The sequence below is a fragment of the Chelatococcus reniformis genome (assembly GCF_014640075.1).
In the GTDB taxonomy this organism is placed as follows: Bacteria; Pseudomonadota; Alphaproteobacteria; order Rhizobiales; family Beijerinckiaceae; genus Camelimonas; species Camelimonas reniformis.
In genome coordinates this window covers 521779-544867 of the sequence record NZ_BMGG01000001.1, presented here as the reverse complement: position 1 = coordinate 544867, position 23089 = coordinate 521779, and the positions used below count along the sequence as shown (strand labels likewise).

The window sequence follows — 23089 nt, the reverse complement described above, 5'->3', positions numbered from 1 at the left end:
ATGAATCTCGACGATCGCCTCGCACGACTTTCTCCGCAACGGCGCGCCCTGCTGGCGCGGCGGCTCGAACAGCTCGCGCCGTCGGGCGCCCCGGTGTCCCAGATTCCGAGCCAGCCCCGCGACGGTCGGCGGTTTCCCTTGTCGTTCGCGCAGGAGCGTCTGTATTTCGAGCATCAGCTCGCCCCGGGCGATTCGTCCTACAATGAGGCCGTCGTCCTGCGCGTCCGTGGCAGGCTCGACGTCGACTGGATCGAGCAGTCGCTTGCCGACCTCGTCCGCCGCCATGAGAGCTTGCGCACAGCGATCGTCGACACGGCGGAGGGACCCCGCCAAGCGATCGCGGACGATTGCCGCGTGCCCGTCGAGCGGCGGGCGCTCGACGGATCCGATCCGGCCGTCATCCATGCGGCCGTCGCGGCCGAGATCCGCCGACCGTTCGATCTGGCACAGCCGCCGCTGTTGCGCATGTCAGCCCTGCGGGTTGCGCCGAACGATCATGTCCTCGTCCTCGTCGTCCATCATATCGTGCTTGACGGCTGGTCCGCGGCAGCCGTGTTCCGCGATATATTCGCCGACTACAGATCGAGGCAGGGCACGCAGCAGCCCGTGCAGGTCCCGGTTCCGGTTCCGGTTCACTACGTCGACTTCGCCGCATGGGAACGTCAGCGGCTGGAGGGCGGCGCGCTCGACGGTGAACTGGCATTCTGGAGCCGGGTGCTGGCGGATGCACCGCCGCCCCCGTTCCTGCCGTTCGACCGGCCACGGGCGGCCGTGCGCAGCTCAGCCGGCGGCCGTGTCGCGTTCCGCTGCGAGGGCGCGCTGAGCGCGGCATTGCGGGATCTCGCCCAACGCCGCGAGACGACGGTGTTCGCGGTGCTTGCCGCAGCCTATGGCCTTCTCCTCGCCCGCTTCGGGGGTGAGCCGGAGGTGGTGCTTGCCGTTCCCACGACCGTGCGCGACTTGCCCGAACTCGAAAGCGCCGTCGGATTGTTCATCAATACGCTCGTGCTGCGCTTGCCCGTGCCGCGGGATGCCACGTTCGAGGCGTATCTCACCGATGTGCAGGCACGGGCGATGGCTGTGCAGGCGCACCGGCTCTATCCGCATGATCGATTGATCGCCGAGCTGCGCCAGCAGAGGGACATGGGACCGGTGCCGTGGACGGCGCTGATGTTCGATGTTCAGCGCCTACCTGTCGGCATCGCCCCCGAGGGGCTGTCGATCGACTACCTGGATGTCGACCCCGGCACCTGCAAGTTCGACCTCGGCCTTTCGTTCAAGGACGACGGCGAGGCGCTTACAGGAACGTTCGAGTACGCGAGCGATCTGTTCGACCGCGCCACCATCGAGGCTATGGCGCGCGCATTGCTCGCCCTGCTCGCCGACGCGGTGGCGAGGCCCCAGGCGAACGTGTGCGAGCTGGCCCTGCTCAGCGGCGCCGACCACGATCGGCAGCTCGCCGCGAGCCGGGGCCCGATCAGGGACTACGCGCTCGACGCGACGGTCGGCGCCGCCTTCGAGGCCGTTGCTGCCGAGCGGCCCGACGCCTTGGCCGTGATCTCGGGAGATCGGACGGCGAGCTTTCACGAGCTGTCCGTTGCCAGCAACAGACTGGCCCACCGCTTGATCGGGCTCGGCGTCGAGCCCGGCGCACCGGTCGCCGTCACGGGCGAGCGCTCGCTCGAGCTCATCGTCGCCATCCTGGGCGTCCTGAAGGCCGGCGCCTTTTACGTTCCTCTCGATACGGCTTGGCCCTTCGAACGCCAGGCCGAGATCGTGGCGGACATCGGCGCCCGTGTCGTGGTGTCGGGAATCGCGGCGCCGTGGCCGCAGGGCGTCATCGTCTGCGAGCCTGCCGCGGCCGGCGGCGAACCGGATACCGGGCCCTCCGTCCGCGTCACCGCCGATGATCTGGCCTACGCGATCTACACGTCGGGATCGACCGGCCGGCCGCGGGGCGTGGCGGTCCGGCACGCATCGGTCATGAACCTGTTCGGCGCCCTCGGGGACGCGGTCTATGGGGGGCTTCCCGGGCGGCAGCTTCGCATCGGACTGAACGGGCCGACGGCGTTCGACACGTCCGTCAAGCAGATCATCCAGCTTCTGGCTGGCCATGCATTGGACGTCGTGCCGGCCGAGGCCCGCGCCGATCCGACCGCCCTGGTGCGTTACGTGCAACGGCACGCGATCGACGTGCTCGACGTCACGCCGACACATCTTCGCATGCTCCTGGATGCGGGCCTCGACGAGGCGGCGGGGCCTGTGCCGCTGGCCGTGCTCGTCGGCGGCGAAGCGATCGACGAGGCATTGTGGCGGCGGCTGGCGCGGTCGTCATCGACGCTGTTCTTCAACCTTTACGGTCCAACCGAATGCACCGTCGATACGACCGTCGCCGCCATCGGTGACGGCGCTCCGACGATCGGGCTGCCGCTGGCGAATACGCAAGCCCTGGTGCTCGACGACATCGGGCGGCCGGTCCCGATCGGCGCCATCGGAGAGCTTTACATCGGCGGCGCCGGCGTGGCGCGCGGATATACGGGGGACGAGCGTCTGACGCGCGAACGGTTCCTCACGCTGCCGTTCGATCCGGAGCCGGTCTATCGGACCGGTGACCGGGTCCGTCGGCGGCACGACGGCGCGCTCGTCTTCCATGGGCGTTCAGACGATCAGGTCAAGCTGCGCGGCTACCGGATCGAACCCGGTGAAATCGCCGCGGCGCTCGAGCGCTGCGACGGCGTGCGCGACGCCGCCGTGGTGCTGCAAGGGGAGGGCGCTCACCAGCGGCTCGTCGCCTATGCCGTGGTCGACGCGGCCCGCGCCCCGCTCGTTGCGGGGCGGCCCCGGCGCGAGTTGCCGAATGGGCTTGCGGTCGTCGAGCTCAACCGCAACGAGACAGACTTCCTCTACGAGGAGATGTTCGAGCGAAATGCCTATCTGCGCCACGGCTTGGCGCTGAGTGCGGGGGACGTCGTCTTCGACGTGGGGGCCAACATCGGCCTCTTCTCTTTGTCGGCGCATGTCGCTGCGCCCGGGCTCAAGCTGCACGCGTTCGAACCCAATCCGGAGGTGTACGCGCTGCTCGACGCCAATCTGCACCTCTATGGGGCGGATGCGGTTGCGCATCCGATCGGCCTGGGCGCCGCGACCGGCGCCGGCGAGTTCTCGTTCTATCCCGGCTTCAGCATTCTCTCCGGCCTGCATGCCGACGGGAATGCCGAAGCGGCCGTCGTGCGCTCCTTCGTGCGCAAGCACGAGCGGGACGAGCGGGCCTATGATGGCGAAGGGCTCGATGAGCTGATCGGCGAGCGCCTGCGGGTCCGCACCTTCGCGGTCGAACTCGACACGCTGTCGGCCGTCATGGCGCGAAGCGGGGTCGAGCGCATCGACCTGTTGAAGATCAACGTGGAGAAGGCAGAGCTCGAGGTCCTGGCCGGTATCGACGACGCCGATTGGCCCAGGATCCGGCAGGTGGCGCTCGAGGTCCACGACATCGACGGCCGGCTCGCGCAGGTTCAGGCGCTGTTGCAGCGACATGGCTTCACCGTGGCGGTCGATCGCGACTGGCGCCTGGAGGACGAGGCCGGAACCAATTTCTACGTCTACGCCCACCGCGGCGAGCGGAAGAGTCCGCCGCCGCCCACCGCGTCCGCGCTCGTGCCGATGCTGACGCCGGAGCGGTTGCGCGAGGCGCTGCGGCGCCAGCTGCCCGACTACATGTTGCCGAGCGATGTCGTCATGCTCGACGCGCTGCCGATGACGACCAACGGCAAGCTCGACCGATCGCGATTGCCGGACCCTCAGTCCGAATCCGCAGCAGCGTCCCGGGCGCCTGCGACGGAGACGGAACGGCGCGTGGCGGCGATCTGGTGCGAGGTGTTGAAGCGCGATGCGATCGGCGCCGACGACGATTTCTTCCGCATCGGCGGACACTCGCTCCTGGCGACCCTGCTGGTTGCCGAGCTGCGCAATTCCCTCGGCGTCCACCTGCCGCTGCGCACCCTGTTCGAGGCGCCGACCGTCGCGCGCCTCGCCTCCCGCATCGATGCAGCCGAGGGTGGATCGGGCAGACCCGGCACAGAGGCGTCGCTTCCCCTGGTCGAGCCGGACCCGGCCTCGTGGCACGAGCCCTTTCCGCTCACCCCCATCCAGGAGGCCTACTGGATGGGCCGCAATGCCGCGTTCGAGCTCGGCGACGCGGCGACCCAGATCTACCTGGAGCTGGAGCAGCCGGGCTGGGACCTGGGGAGGATCGAAGCGGTCTGGAACCGGCTGGTGAAGCGCCACGACATGCTGCGCGCGGTGATCCTGTCGGAGCAGCGCCAGCAGGTGCTCGCCGAGGTGCCCCACTATGCGATCGAGGCGGACGATCTGCGCGGCCTGCCCGGCCCCGTCGTCAAGGAGCGGCTGGAGGCGAAGCGGTGCGCCATGACGGGCCAGTCGCTCAGTCTCGACCGATGGCCGCTGTTCTGCGTCAAGGCCAGCCTGCTCGATGGCGGCGTCGTGCGCCTGCACGTGGCCGTCGATGCGCTCATCGCCGACGCGGCGAGCCTGTTTCTACTGTTCGACGAATGGAAGCGGGGATACGAGACGAACGAGACGCCTCCGCCCCTGGCGATCGGCTTCCGCGACTACGTCCTGGCAGAGCGCGAGCTCGCGGGCGGCGAGCTCCATCGCGCCTCGCGCGACTACTGGTTCGACCGGCTCGATACCTTGCCGCCGGCGCCCGACCTTCCGGTCGACCGCGGGCTCGCAGCCCAGAGCAGGCCCGCCTTCACCCGGCGCTCGCGACGGCTGGATGCGGCGCGCTGGAGCGCTCTCAAGGCGCGGGCGGCCAATGCGGGCCTGACCCCGTCGCTGGTGCTGATCGCGGCCTACGCCGAGATCCTGGCGCGGTGGAGCGGCAGCGCGCGCTTCACCCTCAACCTCACCACCTTTAACCGGCTGCCCTTGCATGCCGACGTCGCCGGGTTGATGGGGGATTTCACCACGCTGACCCTGCTCGAGGTCGCCCCCTCCGCGGCGACCCCGTTCACGGATCGGGCCCGGGCGCTGCAGGCGAGGCTGTGGGACGACCTGGAGCATCGCTACATCAGCGGTATCGAGGTCCTGAGGGGCCTGGCGCAGCGCCGCCGCAGCGGCGCGACGGCCCTGATGCCGGTGGTCTTCACCAGCGCGCTCGACATTGATCCGGCAGGCCAGAAGGCGCAGCGCTTCGGCGAGGTGATCGAGAGCGTGTCGCAGACCCCGCAAGTTTGGCTCGATCACCAGGTCATGGAGTGGAACGGCTCGCTGGTCCTGAATTGGGATGCGGTGGAGGGGCTCTTTCCCGCCGGCTTCCTCGACGACATGGCAAGCGCCCATGGCGATCTGATCGAGCGACTCGCCACCTCGGACGACAGCTGGGCGGAGCCGCTGGGTGACCTCTTGCCGCCGGCCCAGGCGGCGCGGCGCGGCGCTGTCAACGACACCGCCGAAGCGTTTCCCGCGCTTCGGCTCGAGCAGCGCTTCATCGAGTGGGCCCGCAGAAGCCCGGCGGCGCCGGCCATCGTGACGAGCGGCCGCGAGCTCTCCTATGGCGAACTTCACGCACGCGCGGCGGAGATCGCGGGCTTGCTGGACGCCCGCGGCCAGGGCCCCGGATGCCTGGTCGCCATCGTTATGCGCAAAGGCTGGGAGCAGATCGCCGCGGTGCTCGGCGTGCTGATGGCGGGGGCGGCCTACGTGCCGGTCGACGCGGACTTGCCCCAGGAGCGGCAGCACTACCTGCTCGGCCATTGCGACGTCGCCGTCGCGCTGACGCAAGCCGAGGTCGGCCGGGTGACCACATGGCCCGACGGCGTCACCGCCATCGCGGTCGACGGCCTGGCCGGGTCATCGGGGGGGCCGCAGAGCACGGCCGCCGACGGCGAAGCCCTCGCCTATGTGCTGTTCACGTCGGGCTCGACCGGCGTCCCCAAGGGCGTGATGATCGGCCATCGGGCGATCTGCAACACCATCTGCGACTTCGGCCGGCGCTACGACTTGCGCCCGCATGATCGCACACTGGCGCTCTCGGCCCTCAGTTTCGACTTGTCCCTGTTCGACATGTTCGGCCCGCTGTCGGCCGGCGGCGCGGTGGTGGTGCCGGATGCCGACAAGCTGCGCGATACGAGCCACATGGCGGAGCTGGCCCGCAGGCATGGCGTGACGGTGTGGCAATCCGTGCCGTTGCTGATGCAGATGCTGGTCGAGGCGCTGGAGGAACAGGGCGTGGCCGGCGGCCAGGGATGGCCGGCGACATTGCGCACCGTCATCATGAGCGGAGACTGGATCCCCGTTTCGCTGCCCGACCGGATCAGAGCCCTGGCAGGGCCGATCGCCGTGCATGGGCAGGGCGGGGCGACCGAGACTTCGATCAACGCCGTGGTCTATCCGATTGGCGAGGTGGACCCGGCCTGGCGCAGCATTCCCTATGGGAAGCCCTTCGCCAACCAGACCGCGCATGTCCTCGACGGGGAGCTGCAAGCGGCCCCGGACTGGGTGCCCGGCGAACTCTACATCGGCGGCATCGGCCTCGCCGACGGCTATTGGAAGGATCCCGAGAAGACGGCGGCTGCCTTCGTGCGTCACCCCCGAACAGGGGAGCGGCTTTACCGGACTGGCGACTACGGACGCTATCTGCCGGATGGAAACATCGAATTCCTGGGGCGCCGCGACGGCCAGGTGAAGATCAACGGGTATCGCATCGAGCTGGGCGAAGTCGAGGCGGTGCTGCGCCAGCACGCCGACGTGATGGACGTGGTGGTCACTGCGCCGGCCGACACAGCCGGGCGCCGGACGCTTGCGGCCTATCTGACGCGGCGGTCGGAGGAGGGGCCGGACGTCGGCGCCGAGCTCAGCACGGCGGGTGTCCTGCTCGATCCGATCGAACGGCTGACGTTCAAGCTCGGCCGTCGTGGGTTGCGCGAGACGCCCGCGGGAGCCGGTGCGATCCCATTGCCCGGGGCCGCCTTCGCGGACGAGCGGTCGGCCACCTGGCTCCGGCGCCAGAGCATCAGGCATTTCCAGCCGGAGCCGATATTGCTCGACCGCTTCGCCGCCTGGCTCGGCGTGCTGCAGCCGATGCCGGTCGTCGGCTCCGCCTTGCCGAAGATGCTCTATCCCTCGGCGGGCTCGCTCTACCCCGTGCAGGCCTATGTTGCCGTGAAGGCGGGGGCCGTGGCCGGGTTGGCGGGCGGAACCTACTATTACGATCCGCCCGGCCATCGCCTCGTCGCCGTCGGCGCCGCCGCCGACCTGTCGGCCCACTATCCGCGAGCCAACCGGGGCATCGTGACGACCGCGGCCTTCACGATCGTGCTCGTCGGCAAGCGCAGCGCCGTGGAGCCGCTCTATGGCCCGCTGTGGCGCGATTTCTGTCTGCTGGAGGCGGGTTACATCGGGCAGCTTCTGGCGGGAGCAGCGGCCGATGCAGGGATCGGGCTTTGCCCGCTCGGCTTCGTCGACGAGGCTACAACGCTGACGGCCTTCGGGCTCGACGAGGGCCACGCGGTGCTCCACAGCATGGCTGGCGGGGCGATCGCGGCCGATCAACTGTCGAGCTGGTCGCCGGAGGAGGCACCGCAGGCGGGGGCCAACGCCGAGGCGATGCGGGCGTGGATGGGCCGTAAGCTGCCGGACTACATGGTCCCGTCCGCCTTCGTGTTCCTCGACCACCTGCCGCGCACGGCTAACGGCAAGGTCGATCGCGAGGCGCTGCCAAAGCTGGGAGCGACGGTGGCCGCGGACGCCGGCGCGCCGCCCCGGACCGAGCTGGAAAAGACGATTGCCGCAGCGGTCGAGGCTGTGCTCGGCGAAGGGGGGGCCGGCCACCAGGGGCCGCGAGGTGTCGGGATCGATGCCAATTTCTTCGACCTCGGCGCCAATTCGATCCATCTGGTGCAGATGCATCGCCAGCTGCAATCCGCGCTCGATCGCAGCTTTCCACTCGTGGATATCTTCCAGAACCCATCGATCCGCCGCCTCTCGGCCTTTCTCGACGGTCAGGGGGCAGAGCTCGACGCCGCCGACATTCGGGCGCGGGTCGAGCGCGCGCGCAGCGAGCGCACCAAGCGCCTTGCGCGCCGTCGGAGCGCGGCCGACGTCAATCGATCGGACATCGCGTCATGAGCGTCGACACGGACGACTGCATCGCCATCGTCGGGATGAGCGGACGCTTTCCCGGCAGTCCCGACATCCCCAGCTTCTGGCGCTCGCTCGTCGATGGCCGGGAGAGCATCACGCAATTCACGGACGAGGAGCTGCTTGCGGCGGGCATTCCCGCCGAGGTCCTGCGTCACCCGAATTATGTGAAGGCGGGCTCCTACCTTGAGGATGTGGAGCTGTTCGACGCCGCCTTCTTCGGCGTCAGTCCGCGCGAGGCGGAGCTGATGGATCCGCAGCAGCGGCTCTTTCTCGAGCACGCCTGGCTGGCGCTGGAAGATGCCGGGATCGCTCCGGCGCGCTTCCTCGGTCAGATCGCGGTGTTCGGCGGGGCCAGCTTCTCGACCTACGGTCTGCTCAATCTGCGCAGCGAGATCGGATCGACCGGGGCGCTCGAGACCGTCCTGGGCAACGACAAGGACTACCTGGCGACGCGCGTTTCCTACAAGCTGGGTCTTCGCGGCCCCAGCGTCAGCGTCCAGACGGCCTGCTCGACGTCGCTCACGGCCGTGGCCATGGCCTGCGACAGCCTGCTCAACCTCCAGGCCGACGTCGCTCTCGCCGGAGGCGTCACGGTCAAGCTGCCGCTCAAGACCGGCTATCTCTACGAGGAGGGCAGCATCCTGTCGCCCGACGGTCACTGCCGCACCTTCGATGCCAAGGCGCAAGGCACGATCTTCGGCAGCGGGGTGGGCATCGTGGCGCTGAAGCGCCTTGCGGACGCCCTCGCCGATGGCGATCCGATTCATGCGGTCATCCGCGGCTGGAGCGTGAACAACGACGGAGACGACAAGGTCGGCTTCACCGCCCCGAGCGTCGACGGTCAGGCCCGCGTCATCGCCAGCGCGCTGGCGCAGGCCGGCGTGGCGCCGGAGACGATCGGCTATGTCGAGGCGCATGGGACCGCGACGCCCATCGGCGATCCGATTGAAGTGAGGGCGTTGACCCAGGCCTACGGCGACGGCAGCGGCCGCGCCCAGCCATGTGGCATCGGCTCGGTCAAGACCAACGTCGGCCACCTGGAATCGGCGGCCGGCGTGACGGGGCTGATCAAGGCGGCTCTGGCCGTGAAGCTGGGTGTCGTGCCCGCGAGCCTCCATTTCGAAACGCCCAATCCCGAGATCGACTTCGGCCGCACACCGTTTCGTGTCGTCGACCGGCTGACGCCCTGGTCGGATGACGAAGGGCCGCGCCGGGCCGCGGTGAACTCGTTCGGCATGGGCGGCACCAACGTCCATGTGATCGTGGAGCAGCCGCCTGCAGGTCGACCGCGGCAGGGGGGCGAGAGCGCGGCAGTCGATCGCACGCACCACCTGGTACCGCTGTCATCGCGGAGCGAAGCGGGGCTGCGCGAGGCGGCCCTCAAGCTTGCCGAGAGGCTGAATGAGGACGACGCAGCAGCGCCCGGCGACGTCGCCTACACGATGGCGGCGCGGCAGCCCTTTCCGACGCGGCTGGCCGTGCAGGGGCGCACGGTGCCGGACATCGCCGCGGCTTTGCAGGCCTTTGCCGAAGGCGGCGACGAGGCGCTCCGCGGCGACGTTCGTGAGGGCCCGCCCGACACGGTCTTCCTGTTCACCGGACAGGGTGCCCAGTACGCGCGGATGGGGCGGAATCTCTACGACACCTCGCCGCGCTTTCGCGCCACCCTGGATCGCTGCGATGCGCTGCTGCGCCCCCACCTCGATCGGCCGCTGCTCCAGGTGATGTTCCCGGCGGCGGGAGAGGACAGCCTGGTCGACGAGACCGCCTATACGCAGCCGGCCCTGTTCAGCCTGTCGTTCGCCCTGGCGGACCTGTGGCGCGCCTGGGGGCTGCAGCCGACCATGCTGCTCGGCCACAGCGTCGGCGAGTTCGCCGCGGCCGCCGTTGCCGGGGTGTTCTCGCTGGAGGACGGCCTGGCCCTGATCGCGGCGCGCGGGCGCCTCATGCAGGCGCTGCCCCGCGACGGCTTGATGATGACCGTCTTCGCGGCGGAGGACGCCGTTCGCGCCGCAGTCGAGCCGCATGCGGCATCGGTGTCGGTCGCAGCGGTGAACGGCGATGCCAGCACGGTCATCTCCGGCAGCCGGGCCGAGGTCGAAGCGATCGCCGCGGCCTTCGAGCGGCGGGGCGTCAGGGCGCGGGCGCTCACGACGTCCCACGCGTTTCACTCGCCCCTGATGCGGCCGGTCGTGGGCCCGTTCCGCGCCATCGCCGCGCGCGTCCAGTACCGCATGCCGGACCTGCCGATCCTCTCCAATGTCACCGGCAGGCTCGAGCGCGAGGCGCTCGCCGGCGCCGACTATTGGTGCGAGCACATTCTGGCCCCCGTGCGCTTTCGCGACGGCATTCGTGCCGCCGTCGCCGCCGGCGCCAACGCCTTCGTGGAGATGGGACCTCGCCCTGTCCTGTGCGGCCTGGGCCGCGAAGCCGTCGATGGCGGCGCGCCGAGCGCGCTCCATTGGTTGCCCAGCCTGACGCGGGCCGGGAAGGACTGGCCATCCATGCTCGACACCCTCGGCCGGCTCTATTGCGCGGGGGCACCGATCGATTGGGCCGCGTTCGACGCCGGGCACGCCCGCACGCGTTTGCGCCTGCCCGGTTATGCGTTCCAGCGCCGCCGGTTCTGGAGCGCGCCGAAGGCGACCGGCGACGGGCCGGTCCGCGGCGTCGGCACCGGCGAGACCCACCCGTTGCTCGGCCAGAGGCTTCGCCAGGCGGGCACCAGGAACGTCCGCTACGAGGCAATCGTGGGGAGCGGCAACCCGGCTTATCTCGGCGATCACCGGGTGTTCAATGCGGCCGTCCTGCCCGCGGCCGCCTACCTGGAAATGGCCCTCGCGGGCGGCGCGCGGCTGCTGTCCGCCCAACTGCTGACGCTCGAAAACGTTCAGTTCAAGCAGGCCATGACGCTGCCCGAAGAGGGCGACCGCATCGTCCAGACGCTGTTCTCGCCGGCCGGGCCGCGGGAACTCGGTTTTCAGATCTTCAGCGGAACCGAAGACGGGGACGATTGGACGCTTCATTGCAGCGGGACCGTGAGGCCGGCGCCGATCGAGAGCCCGGTCGAGGACCTCGACGATGCGCAGGCGCGCTGCGAAGAGCCGCTCCCGGTCGACCTTGTCTATGCCAATTATCGCTCGCGCGGATTGGACTACGGGCCGGCGTTTCGTGGCATTCGGGCCTTGCGCGCCGGCGCGGGAGAGACGCTGGCCCACATCGTGCTACCGGCCGCGGCCGGTAGCGCAAACGCCTATCACTTGCATCCCGCGCTCTCCGACGCCTGCTTTCAGGCCCTGGGCGCCGCCTTCGGCGCGCGCGACGACCGCGATACGTTTTTGCCGGTCACCCTGCGGCGGCTGACGCTTCACGCGCCGGCGCCCGACACGTTCTGGTGCCACGCGCAACTGCTGGGCCGTAGCGAGGGCCCGGATCCGCAGGCCCCCGGCGACCAGGAATCGCGCCTGCGCCTGTTCGACGGCGAGGGCCGCCTGGCCGTCGAGATCGACGGGCTGCAGTCGCGGCGCGTGACGCGAGACGTCGTTCTGCAATCGGCTGCCGATGCCGTGGACAATTGGCTCTACGACGTCGTGTGGGAGCCCGCCGAAACCGCCGCGACCACCGTTCCGTTCGGGCGCGGACGATGGGTCGTCGTCGACGGCGGCACGGGCGCTGCCGCGCCGGTTGCCGCTGCCATCACCGAGCGCGGCGGTCGGGCCGTAGCGGTGTCCGGCGAGGATCTTGGGCAGGCGTTGGCCGCGGGCCCGATTGCCGGCGTGGCCGACCTGCGCGCCGTACAGCCCTCCGGTCAATCGATGGCCGAGGGCGCCGAGCAGGCGGCCGGAGATCTGCTCGAGCTGGTGCAGGCGATGGCCGCCGCGGATCTGACGCGTGGCGTGCCGCTCGCCGTCGTCACCTGTGGCGCGCAGGGCGGCATCGATGCGCAGACCGGTGTGCGCGATCTGGCGGCGGCTTCGCTGTGGGGTCTCGTGCGGACCGTCTGGCACGAGTTTCCGGAGATGCCATGTCTGTCGCTCGATCTTGATCCGGCCGCGCCGCTCGATGTCGCCGCCATCGTGGACGAACTGGCATCGATCGGATCGGAGCAGCAGGTCGCGCATCGCGACGGTGGGCGCCTCGTGACGCGGCTGCGGCGGCACGAGGCCGATCGCGGGCGCATTGACCTGCCGTCGACACCCTACCGCATCGACAAGGCACCCGAGCACGGACTGGATCGGCTGGCGGTGCTGCCGCTCGAGCGTCGCAGGCCCGCCGCGGGCGAAGTCGAGCTCGAAGTGGTGGGCATGGGGCTCAATTTTCGCGACGTGCTCAACGCCATGGGTCTCTACCCCGGCGAGGCCGGACCGTTCGGCGGCGAGTGCTCCGGGCGTGTCGTGCGGGTCGGACCGGGCGTCGCCGACCTGCGGCCCGGCGACGAGGTCGTGGCGCTCCACTACGGAACCTTCGCCAGCCATGTGACGCTGCCCGCGGCGGTGGTCTTCAAGGCGCCTGCGAACATGCCGCTGGTGGAGGCGGCCGGCTTGCCGATCGTCTATCTGACGGCCTGGTACGGCCTGCACCATCTCGCCGGGATCAAAACCGGCGACAAGGTGCTGATCCACTCCGCAACCGGCGGGGTGGGCCTCGCCGCGATCCGTATCGCCCAAATGGCGGGCGCCGAGATCTATGCCACCGCGAGCCCGCAGAAGCACGACCTGCTGCGCTCGCTGGGCATTCGCCATGTCATGAACTCGCGCACCGTCGACTTTGCGGCCGACATCATGGCGGCCACCGCCGGACAAGGCGTCGACATCGTGCTCAACAGCCTTGGCGGCGACGCGATCCCGGCGAGCCTCTCGGTCGTGAAGCCCGGCGGCCATTTCGTCGAGATCGGCAAGCGCGACATCTGGACGGTCGAGGCGGCCAGGGCGGAGCGCCCGGACATCGCCTACGCCATCGTCAATTTCGACGAGACGGCCGTGGAGGAGCCGCAGCTGGTGCGATCGCTGCTGGCGGGGGCGCTCAAGCATATCGACGCGGGCGATCTCGGCCGTCCGATCACCTCGGTCTACCCGGCGCGCGAGGCGCTCGACGCCATGCGCCTGATGCAGAAGGCGCGGCATATCGGCAAGCTCGTGCTGGCGGCCCCGCAGCCGGGCGAACGCGGCCAGGACATCCGGTCGGACGCGACCTATCTGGTGACGGGAGCCTTCGGCGGTATCGGGCGGCTGATCGCACCGTGGCTGGCGCAGCGCGGCGCACGCCACTTCGCCTTGGTCGGGCGCCGGACGCCCGACGCCGACATCGAGCAGGACTTGGCGGTTCTGCGCGCCGCGGGCGCGGACGTGCGCACCTTCGCGGCCGACATCGCCGATCGCTCGCAAGTCGATCAGCTGCTGCAAACGATCGCGGCCGCCATGCCGCCGCTGCGCGGCATCATCCACGCTGCCGGTGTGCTCGATGACGGCGTGGTGACGGCGCTCGATCGGCAGCGCATCGCGCGTGCGTTCTCCGGCAAGGTTCGCGGCGCCTGGCATCTGCACGAGGCAACGCGAGATCGCGAGATCGACCTCTTCGTCATGTTTTCGTCGCTCGGCTCGCTGCTGGGCGCGCCCGGACAGGCGAACTACGCGGCAGCCAACGCCTGTCTCGACGCGCTGGCGCATCTGCGCCTGTCGCAGGGGCTCAAGGCCCTCACCGTCAATTGGGGCGGCTGGGCCGAGACCGGTATGGCGACGGGCCGCGCCGTGGCGGCTCAGCTCTCCCATGGCGGCAGCATTCCGCCGGAGACCGGTTTGCGAATCCTCGGCGATCTCCTGCGCGACGGCTCGCCAGAAGTGGGGGTGGTGCCGTTCCCCTGGGCTCTCTACTTCGAAGGGCTTCCGCGCCGCCTGTCGCTGCTCGCGGACGTCGAGCGCGACCTGGCGCAACGGGCGGCCGATGCGGCGAAATTCGCGAGCCTGCGCGTCGCCCTTCGCTCCGGCGACGATGCCGTGCGCAAGACGAACCTGCTCGCCTATCTCGAGGGCGTCGTCGCGCGCCTGCTGCGGCTCGATGCGGGTGAAGCGATCGCCCAGGCTCAGCCGCTGGTCGAGCTCGGCCTCGACTCGCTCGTCACCATCCAGTTGAGGAACCGGCTGCGGACGGACCTGGAGATCGATCTGCCGGTGTCCGAGATGATCCAGGCAGGAAGCCTGGACCAACTCGTCGAGGTGATCGGCACGCGGCTCGGGTCGGGCGAAAGCGCGTCTGCCGCCGCCCGCATCGCGCCCCTGGGCCTCGCCGAGGCGCCGCTCTCGTTTGCCCAGCACCGCCTGTGGTTCCTGGCGCAGCTCGATCCGACATCCGCGTTCTACACCGTCACGTTCTCGCTCTATCTCGAAGGTTCGCTCGATCGCGGTGCCTTCGAGGCGTCCTTCGCCGAGATCGTGCGTCGCCACGGCTCGTTGCGGACGCGTATCGTCGTCGTCGACGGCGAACCGGTGCAACGGATCGCAGCGGAGGCCGCCTCTCCGATCGCGTTCGAGGATCTGGAAGGTCTTCCCGAGGCCGAGCGGACGGCGCGGGTGGACGAGGTCGTAGCGGGGGAGGCCGGACGCGCCTTCGCTCTCGATCAACCGTCGCTGCTGCGCGTGACGCTGCTCAGGCTGGGGCCGCAACTGCACCGCGCCATCGTCGCCATGCATCACATCATCACGGACGGCTGGTCGGCCGTGGTGCTGATGCAGGAGTTCGGCGCCAGCTATCGCGCGCTCGTCGCCGGCGACCGGCCCGCGCTGCCGCCGCTCCCCGTTCAGTATGCCGATTTCGCCGTATGGCAGCGCGACTGGTTGACCAGCGAGCGAGCATCCGAAGAGCTCGACTATTGGTCGGCAAATCTTTCCGCGCCCCTGCCGGTTCTCGATCTGCCGACCGATCGTCCCCGAACGGCGACCGCCATGCATCGCGGCGGCGCCTTCAGCGTCATGCTGCCGCCAGCGCTGGCGGATGGGCTCAAAGGGCTTGGCCGCTCGGCGGGGACAAGCCTGTTCGCCGCCCTGATGACCGGGTTCAAGATCCTGCTGCACCGGCTGACTGGCGCGACCGACCTGATCGTCGGGTCCCTGGTCGCCAATCGCGATCGTCCGGAGATCGAGGGACTGATCGGCTTCTTCTCGAACATGGTGGTGTTTCGCAGCGACCTGTCGGGCGACCTCTCCGTGCGCGAGCAACTGGCCCGTGAGGCCATCTGCGTCGGGCAGGGCCTCGCGCACCAGGACCTGCCGTTCGATCGGCTGGTCGAGGACTTGCAGCCACCGCGCGTGGCCGGGCGAAATCCTCTCTGCGACGTCATTCTCGTGCTGCAGCGAGGGGTCCCGGCGGACGATCTGGAAGCCGGCGGCCTGCGCATTGGGCCGATGTGGGACCTCGACAACGGCACGGTGCGCTTCGACCTCGAGATCCACGTCTGGGATACCGATCGCGGCCTGTCCGTTTCGTTCATCTACAACAAGGATCTGTTCGATAGCGCCACCGTCGCCCACATCGAGACGCAGTTCGCCAGCGTCCTGCGTGCGATGGTCGCCGACCCCGATATCGCCCTCTCGCGCGTGCCGCTGTCCGAACCCGACGGCCCCAGGCCTTGGGCGCCGAGCCCGGAGCCCGGCCTTGCCGATGCGCTGAAGCGCATCGAGAGCCTGAGTGACGAGGAAGTCGAAGCCCTGCTTCGGGAGATGGGCGAAGAGGGGGCCGAGAGCACGCCATGACCACCGTCGGCACCACCCCCGATCCATCGTCGGCCCAGAAGCGTGCCCTGCTGGCGCGCTTGCTGGCCGAAGGGCGGGGGCGGGCCGACGCGGACGACTTCGTGGCCTTGTTCGATCGCCAAGCGCGGCTGACCCCCGATGTCACGGCGGTCACCGACGGCATCGTGGCGCTGACTTACGCCGAGCTCGCCGAGCAGGCATCCGCTCGGGCGCATGTGTTGCGTGAACGCGGCGTCGGTCCCGGCGCGTGCGTCGGCTTGGCGGTGAGGCGCTCACCGTCGGCCCTCGCGGCGCTGATCGGGGTTGCCAAGGCCGGCGCAGCATGGTGTCCGCTCGAAGCCGAGGACGCGCCGCTTCGGCTGGATCGCATGCGTGAGGGCTTGGCCTGCACCATCACCGACGACGGCCTCGAAGCCGCCCCAGGCTGCCGCGAGATGGCGGGCGCCGCGGCGGGAGCGTTCGCGGTGATCTGGCCGGATGTGTCGCCGGTGTCCGTGCCGGCACGCGCCGTCGCCGAACGGCTGGCATGGCTCCGAACGGTCCGGCCGCTGGCGGGCACGAGCAGGTCCCGGTTCGCCGGCTCCTGGCACGACACGGCTTTCGTGACCTCGCTGCTCTATCCGCTGACGCGCGGCGCGACCGTCGACGTCGAACCCGGCGCCACGGGAGCGGCCGGCGCCTTGACGGACACGGCACCGGCTTCAGCCGATGTGTTCTGGCATGTGCCCGAGGCCGGCGGCCCCATCCTCCTGCAGCCAGGCGATGACGGCCCCTCCATTCCCGGCGCCGAAGTGCAGATCCTCGACGGCAGGGGGCAGCCGGTACCCACAGGCGCCGTTGGTGACCTGTATGTGCGCCGCCCTGGCGGCGAAGCGCTTCATCCCGTCGGAGAGCGCGCGCGGCGGCGCGCGGACGGCCGGATCGAGCGCCGCGCGGGCGGCGTGCGACGGGCGGGGGAGGGCGGCCTGCGCATCAGCCTGCGCGCGATCGAGGAGACGCTCGCCGGCCTGCCCGGCATCGCCGCCTGCCGCGTGCTGGCGCGGCGTGACGATCAAGGCCGCGAGCGGCTGGTGGCCTACGTGGTCGGGAGCGGGGAGCCGGCGCTCGAAGCCTGGCGCGCCGGCGCGGACGAGCACCTGGCGCCCTGGCAGAGACCGCACGACTGGGTTGGCGTCACCAACCTGGCGCTGACGCAGGCGGGCACGGTCGACGAAGCGGCGCTGGCCGAGCTTCCCGTGGTCGACGAGGATCTCGCGCGCCGCTGCGAGGCGGCCCTCTCGGCGGCTGCCGGTGTAGCGGGAGCGGCTGTTCTGCTGCGCCCGATGACGTGGCCGGAGCGAAATCCGGTCACGGTGCCGCTCCTGCCGCCGCGGCGCGATATGCCCGACCGTCAAGCACCGCCGCGCGACAGGGGCCGCCCGGCCGCGCTCGCCGACGGCGGCCCGCTGACGATCGCGACGGATGCCCCGCGGTCGATGACGGAGGCGCTGCTGCGGACCGTCGAGCGGTACCCGGCGCGCGGTGTGCTGTTCGTTGCCGCAGACGGCACCGAAACCCGGTTGAGCAACGCGGACCTGCTGCGGGAAGCGACCGGTATCGGCGCCGGATTGGCCGCGGCGGGCCTGCGGCCGGGCGACAGGGCCATTCTCCAACTGGCCGACGTGCGCCGCCACCTTCCGGCATTCTGGGGCTGTGTGCTCGCCGGGGTGCAGCCGGTCACGGTCGCCGTCAGCCCCACCTTCGGCGAGCGCACGGCGCTCGTCGCCAAACTGCTCGCCGCGTGGGAGCTGCTGGCGCGGCCGCCGATCATCGCGCCTGTGGATATCGCTGCGGCGTTGCACGGGCTCGATCGCTATGGCGATGCCGCCCCACATGTGCTGGCGTTCGAGGGTCTGGCCTGCGCGGAGCGCCTGGCCGCGCCGCAGTTGGCCACGCCGCACCTGGCCGAGCCGGACGACATCCTGTTCCTGCAGCTAAGCTCGGGGAGCACCGGCACGCCCAAGTGCATTCCCATCACCCACCGCGGGGTCGTCGCCCACATCCAGGGGTCCCGCGAGGTGGCCGGCTACAGCGCCGCCGACGTTTCGCTGAACTGGCTGCCGATGGACCACGTCGTGCCGATGCTGACGTGGCATCTGCGCGATGTCTATCTGGGCTGCGAACAGGTGCAGGCGTCGACTGCCGATGTGCTGGCCGACCCCTTGCGCTGGCTCGACCTCATCGAGCGCTACCAGGTCACGCGCAGCTGGGCGCCGAATTTCGGCTTCAAGCTGGTGGCCACTGCGCTGCGGCGCGCGCCGGAGCGCCGCTGGAACCTCGCGTCCCTGAAGAGCCTGATGAACGCGGGCGAGCAGGTCACGCTGGCTGTCTGCCGGGAGTTTCTGCACGCCACCGCTCCGTTCGGGGTGCGTGCGCAGGTGATGCAGCCCGCGTTCGGCATGGCCGAGGCGTGCACCTGCATGACCTACGAGGCGGACTTCGATCCGGCGCACTCGGTCGTCTGGGTCGACAAGCACACGCTCGAACGCGATCTCGATGTCGTGGCCGGCGACGCGCGGGACGCGGTCGCGTTCGTGCGGCTGGGGCCGCCGATGCCCGGCGTCGCCATCCGCATCGCCGACGAGGACGGCGCCGTGCTGCCCGAGCGCAGGATCGGCCGCTTCCAGATCAAGGGCAGCGTCATCACGCCGGGATACCTCGAAAACGCGGAAGCCAATCGGGAGGCGTTCGCCGGCGGGGGATGGTTCAATAGCGGCGATCTCGGTTTCATCCTCGACGGCCGGCTGGTGCTGACCGGCCGCACGAAGGAAATGATCGTCGTCAACGGCGCGAACTTCTATTGCTTCGAGATCGAAGACATCGTGAATACGGTGGATGGTGTCCGCCCGACGTTTTCGGCGGCTTGCAGCGTTCCCGACGCCGCGACCGGCAGCGAGGCGCTGGCCGTCTTTTTCGTGCCGCGCGAAGGCACCGACGCCGCCATCGTCGCCGATGCCATCCGGACGGCGGTTGCGGCGCGGTCAGGGCTTGCCCCGGCCCACGTGCTGCCCCTGGCGCCGGAGGCCTTCCCCAAGACGACCAGCGGCAAAATCCAGCGTACCCAGCTGCGCAATGCTCTGGCCGCACGACTTGAAACGGAAGCAGGCGCTCCCACGCTTCCGGCCTGGTTTCATCACGAGTTATGGGTGCCGTCGCAAGCCGAACGGCCCGAGACAATGCCGCGCGGCGTCCTCCTCTTCGCGAGCGACCGAGCCGCCGCCGCCGTCGAGCAACTGCTGACGGCGAGGGGCGTTCCCGTCTGGCGCGTGACAGGGGGCCCCCGGTTTGCGCGGCTCGGCCCACGCCGCTATGCCCTCGATCCGGGTTCGCAGACCGACCACGCGGCCCTGTTCGCCGACGCGGGCGGGCCCGGCGGAGCGGTCGATCGCATCGTCGATCTCCGCTGGTTGGCGACGAGCACGGCCGACGCCGATGCCGACGCTCTCGGCCGCCGGGCGGTCTCCACTTTCGGCGCGGTGCTGGCGCTGCTCCAGGCGTCGGCGGCGTGCCGGCGAGACCTGGACATCGTCGTGGCGACGCGCCGGGGCCTTGCCGTCGCGGAGGACGCGGTGGATCCGGTTGCGGCCGGCCTGCGCGGCCTGTTGCGGACGGCGGCGTCCGAGCATCCGCTGCTGTCGTGCCGCCAGATCGATATCGACTCGGCGGCGAGCGAAGAAGGCGGCTGGACCTGGATCGCGGACGAGATCGTGGGCAGCCGCAGCGAGGCCGAATGCGCCTGGCGGCAGGGACGGCGTGTCGTCCCGCGCCTTGAATCCATCGACGCGGCTGTGACGGGGGACGATGCCGTCCGGCTGCGCTGGAACGGACGCTACCTCGTCACCGGCGGTCATGGCGCAGTCGGCCGCCAGGTGGTGCGGCACCTGCTGGCGCGCTGCCGGGCCCACATCCTCATCGTCGGCCGCGAGCCTTGTCCTGCCGATTTTGCATCCCTCTGGCCGCCGGAGACGGCGACCCAGGTCCTCTATCGTCAGGCCGATGTGGCTGATGACATGGCCATGGCCCAAGCCGTTGCGGCCGCGGAAGAGCTGTTGGGCGGGCCGATCGAGGGCGCATTCCATCTCGCCGGGACGAGTGCTGCGCGATCCCTGGCCGAGGAGACGGCGGCCGGCTTGATGGAGGCATTTCGCCCCAAGGCCGTCGGCGCGCGCGTCCTGAACGATCTCATGGGCCGCCGGCCGGGGAGCTTTGTCGTCAATTGGTCCTCGGTCAACGCGCTGTTCGGCGCGACGGGCGCGGGCGCCTATGCCCTCGGCAACGCGGCGCTCGGCGAGCGGAGCGCGGGGGTCCGCTCGTTCACCATCCATTGGAGCCGATGGCGCGATCTCGGCATGAGCGCTGCGATGGGGCAGGACGAGTTCGCGGCGGCTCGCGGCTATCGAGCGCTATCCGTCGCCGAGGCCCTGGCCTCCTTGGATGGGGCGCTCGCCATGGGCATGCCGGCCGTGTCGATCGGGTTGGACGAGGCAAGACCGATGATCCGATCGCGATCGAACACGCCGCCCCGCGCCCTGAGCGAACTCGCCGGCTTTGCCGCCCTGCGCCCCGGCGGGCGCGGGGCGGCGGGCGCTTCGGTTCGCGATGCCTTTGGCGTCGAGACCTCCTGCCGGCTCACCGTGCTCGATGTCCTGCCGCGAACGGCCGACGGAAGCGTCGACCGAGATGCCCTGGCCGGCCTGGTGGGCGCCGCCGATGCCGCCGGCGGGGCGAGCGACACGACGGACAGGTTGCGGGCCGTCTGGGGCGACCTGCTCGATCGCCGCGGCCTCAAGCCATCCGACAATTTTTTTGCGGTGGGTGGCCACTCGCTCGCTGCGGCCCGGCTGGTCCACAAGGTACGGGAGACCTTCGGCGTGGACCTGCCCCTGCGGATTCTGTTCGAGAAGCCGACGTTGGCGGGCATGGCCGGCTGGATCGACGCGCAGGCGCCCGGCGACCATGCTCAGCTTCCCGAGTGTTTGGTGGCGATCCAGCCGGAGGGGCGGAGCGCGCCGCTTTTCTGCGTCCATCCGGCGGGCGGCAGTCCGTGGTGCTATTTCCATCTGGCCGGACACCTGGGGTTCGACCAGCCGCTGTATGGCTTCCAAGCGCCGGGTCTGCTCGACGCGAGCGAGCCGGTCGGGACCGTCGAGGAACTGGCGACCCTCTACGTTGCCGCCATGCGGGCTGTGCAGCCAATCGGCCCTTATCGGATCGGCGCCTGGTCGTCCGGCGGTCCGGTCGCCTTCGAAATGGCGTGCCAGCTGGAAGCCGCCGGGCAGTCTGTGGCGCTGGTCGCCTTTTTTGATTGCGCCGTGATGGAAACCGACAATCCGATGCGAACGCGCAATCCCGCCAATTACGCGAAGGGCCTGTGGCGCATCGGCGGCTACCTCGCCAGCGTTCGTGTTCCGCGTTCCTATGCCGAGCTCGCGGCCCTCGCGCGGCTCATCGGCATCGAGCTGCCGGCGGAGCCGCGCAAGCTGCGCTTGGGGCCGACGTTCTGGCGGAACGTCGGTCGCGCGCTCCGCCTGTTCAACCGCAATACGGTGATGGGCTATCGCTACCGACCGACGATGATGGCGTCACCGGCGGTGCTGTTTCGGGCCGGCGCAAGCGGCGCCTCCGACGCGCTGCACAGCGAGCTCGACCGGTACACCTCGCAACCCGTGACGCGGGTCGATCTGGAGGGAAATCACATGTCCATCCTGCTGGATCCAGAGGGGGCAAGGCGCCTGGCGCAGCAACTGGCGCCTTATCTTGCGGATGAGCCGGGGCGCACGCGTGATGCGGCGTGAGCGGCTTCATACGAGTTCAGTACCGGCCCATACGAAGACAAGCGCGCCAGGTTCAAAGACTTGGAGTATTCCTAACCGAAATGCTCCAGGGCAATTCACACGGCTCGGTTGGGCGCGAAAATGATCCAGCCGACGATGTGACGAAAGAAGAGGGGCAACGCATAGCGGTCATCGATCTTGAGTAGAGGTTACTTCCTATCATTCGCCAACGACGGGCCGAGCCGGAGCGCGGCCTCCAGCCGATTCTGATCGACGAAAGAGGAACCACGCTTATGACATATCGAATTTTGTCTTTGGATGGTGGCAACGGCGAGAAGGCCGGCGTGTTCCTGTCCACACTGGAGCGTCGGACCGAAGCCACGGGCTACAGTTTCGTTCGCGACGTCGACCTGTTCGTGGGCACCGGAAGCGGCGCCGTGAATGCCCTGTTGCTGGCCTGGTTCGATGATCCGATCCGCGCCTTCGAGGCCATGCTGCGTTTCGACGACGAGGCGCGCGAGGGGCAGACGCCCTGGTCGATGGCCGGCACGGTGCTGGGCAGCAACGCCGCGCTGTCGGCCAAATCGCTCGTCGCATTCTGCGATGAGGTGTTCGGGGCGGGCACCACGCTTGCCGATATCAAGCGGCCCGTCCTCGTCTCGACGGTCCAGCTCGACGACGAGCTCGACATCGACAACCGCCGGTGGAAGCCTCGCACGTTCAGCAATGCCGCCGGCGACGTCGGACGGGTGGAATTGATCGTCGACGTCGTCCTGCGCACGATGGCGATGCCCTTGCAATATCCGGCCTACCAGGGCGGCGCGGGCACCGGGCCGGTCTATGTGGACGGCGCGGTCGTTGCCAACAACCCGGCTATGCTGGCGTTGACGGCCGCGCTCGCCGACAAGAAGAAGCTTCCCGACATCAGCGTGCTCTCCGTCGGCACACCGCGCAATCTTGCCGGCACGGCGCGCCATCTTGCGCCCGCCCTCGCGGACGGCATGGCGAACTGGGGCTACCGGCAGTGGATGCTGGATCCCTTCAACCCGCTCGTCCTGATCGATCTTTTCCTTCAGGCTGGCGCGCAGGCGGTCAGTGACCAGTGTGAACAACTCCTGGGCGACCGTTTCCTGCGCGTCGATCCGCCCGTGTTCGTCGGACCCGCTTGGGATGCGCCCGACGGCAATGTCGCGGTCGACCTCACGATGGAATGGCTGGAGAAGAACGGCTGGAAGCCGGCCAAGCCGCCCGCGGCCAAGGCACCGGCCGCCGCCCCGGCGGCGACCTGAAGCCCTGACGCACGCCCCCGGTCGGACATGCGTCCGGCCGATCGGGGCGGGCCGCCGGCCGGCATCCGGGCCAGCCGAC

General features: G+C 69.8%; 4 protein-coding genes. All 4 read left to right on the top strand.

The window, feature by feature from the left end; genetic code table 11:
• The 4 genes from IEW34_RS02305 (at position 1) to IEW34_RS02290 (ending at position 23010) form a co-directional block, all read left to right on the top strand.
• Positions 1 to 8148 carry a non-ribosomal peptide synthetase gene (locus IEW34_RS02305; RefSeq protein WP_188607491.1) on the top strand — a complete coding sequence of 2716 codons (8148 nt, stop codon included), beginning with the start codon at positions 1 to 3 and terminating at the stop codon, positions 8146 to 8148.
• Positions 8145 to 15908, top strand: coding sequence for a type I polyketide synthase (locus IEW34_RS02300; RefSeq protein WP_188607490.1), 7764 nt, complete (start codon positions 8145 to 8147; stop codon positions 15906 to 15908). Before IEW34_RS02305 ends, IEW34_RS02300 begins: the two co-directional genes overlap by 4 nt.
• Complete coding sequence (locus tag IEW34_RS02295; protein ID WP_188607489.1) at positions 15905 to 21742, top strand: SDR family NAD(P)-dependent oxidoreductase; 5838 nt, start codon at positions 15905 to 15907, stop codon at positions 21740 to 21742. Before IEW34_RS02300 ends, IEW34_RS02295 begins: the two co-directional genes overlap by 4 nt.
• Before the next feature lie 272 nt (positions 21743 to 22014).
• Positions 22015 to 23010, top strand: a complete 996-nt coding sequence (locus IEW34_RS02290; protein WP_188607488.1) for a patatin-like phospholipase family protein — start codon at positions 22015 to 22017, stop codon at positions 23008 to 23010.
• Positions 23011 to 23089 lie beyond the last annotated feature (79 nt).

Excerpts from the sequence above, each read along its gene's own strand:
- IEW34_RS02305 (WP_188607491.1), top strand. The coding sequence starts at position 1 with ATGAATCTCGACGATCGCCTCGCACGACTTTCTCCGCAACGGCGCGCC.
- IEW34_RS02300 (WP_188607490.1), top strand. The coding sequence starts at position 8,145 with ATGAGCGTCGACACGGACGACTGCATCGCCATCGTCGGGATGAGCGGA.
- IEW34_RS02295 (WP_188607489.1), top strand. The coding sequence starts at position 15,905 with ATGACCACCGTCGGCACCACCCCCGATCCATCGTCGGCCCAGAAGCGT.
- IEW34_RS02290 (WP_188607488.1), top strand. The coding sequence starts at position 22,015 with ATGACATATCGAATTTTGTCTTTGGATGGTGGCAACGGCGAGAAGGCC.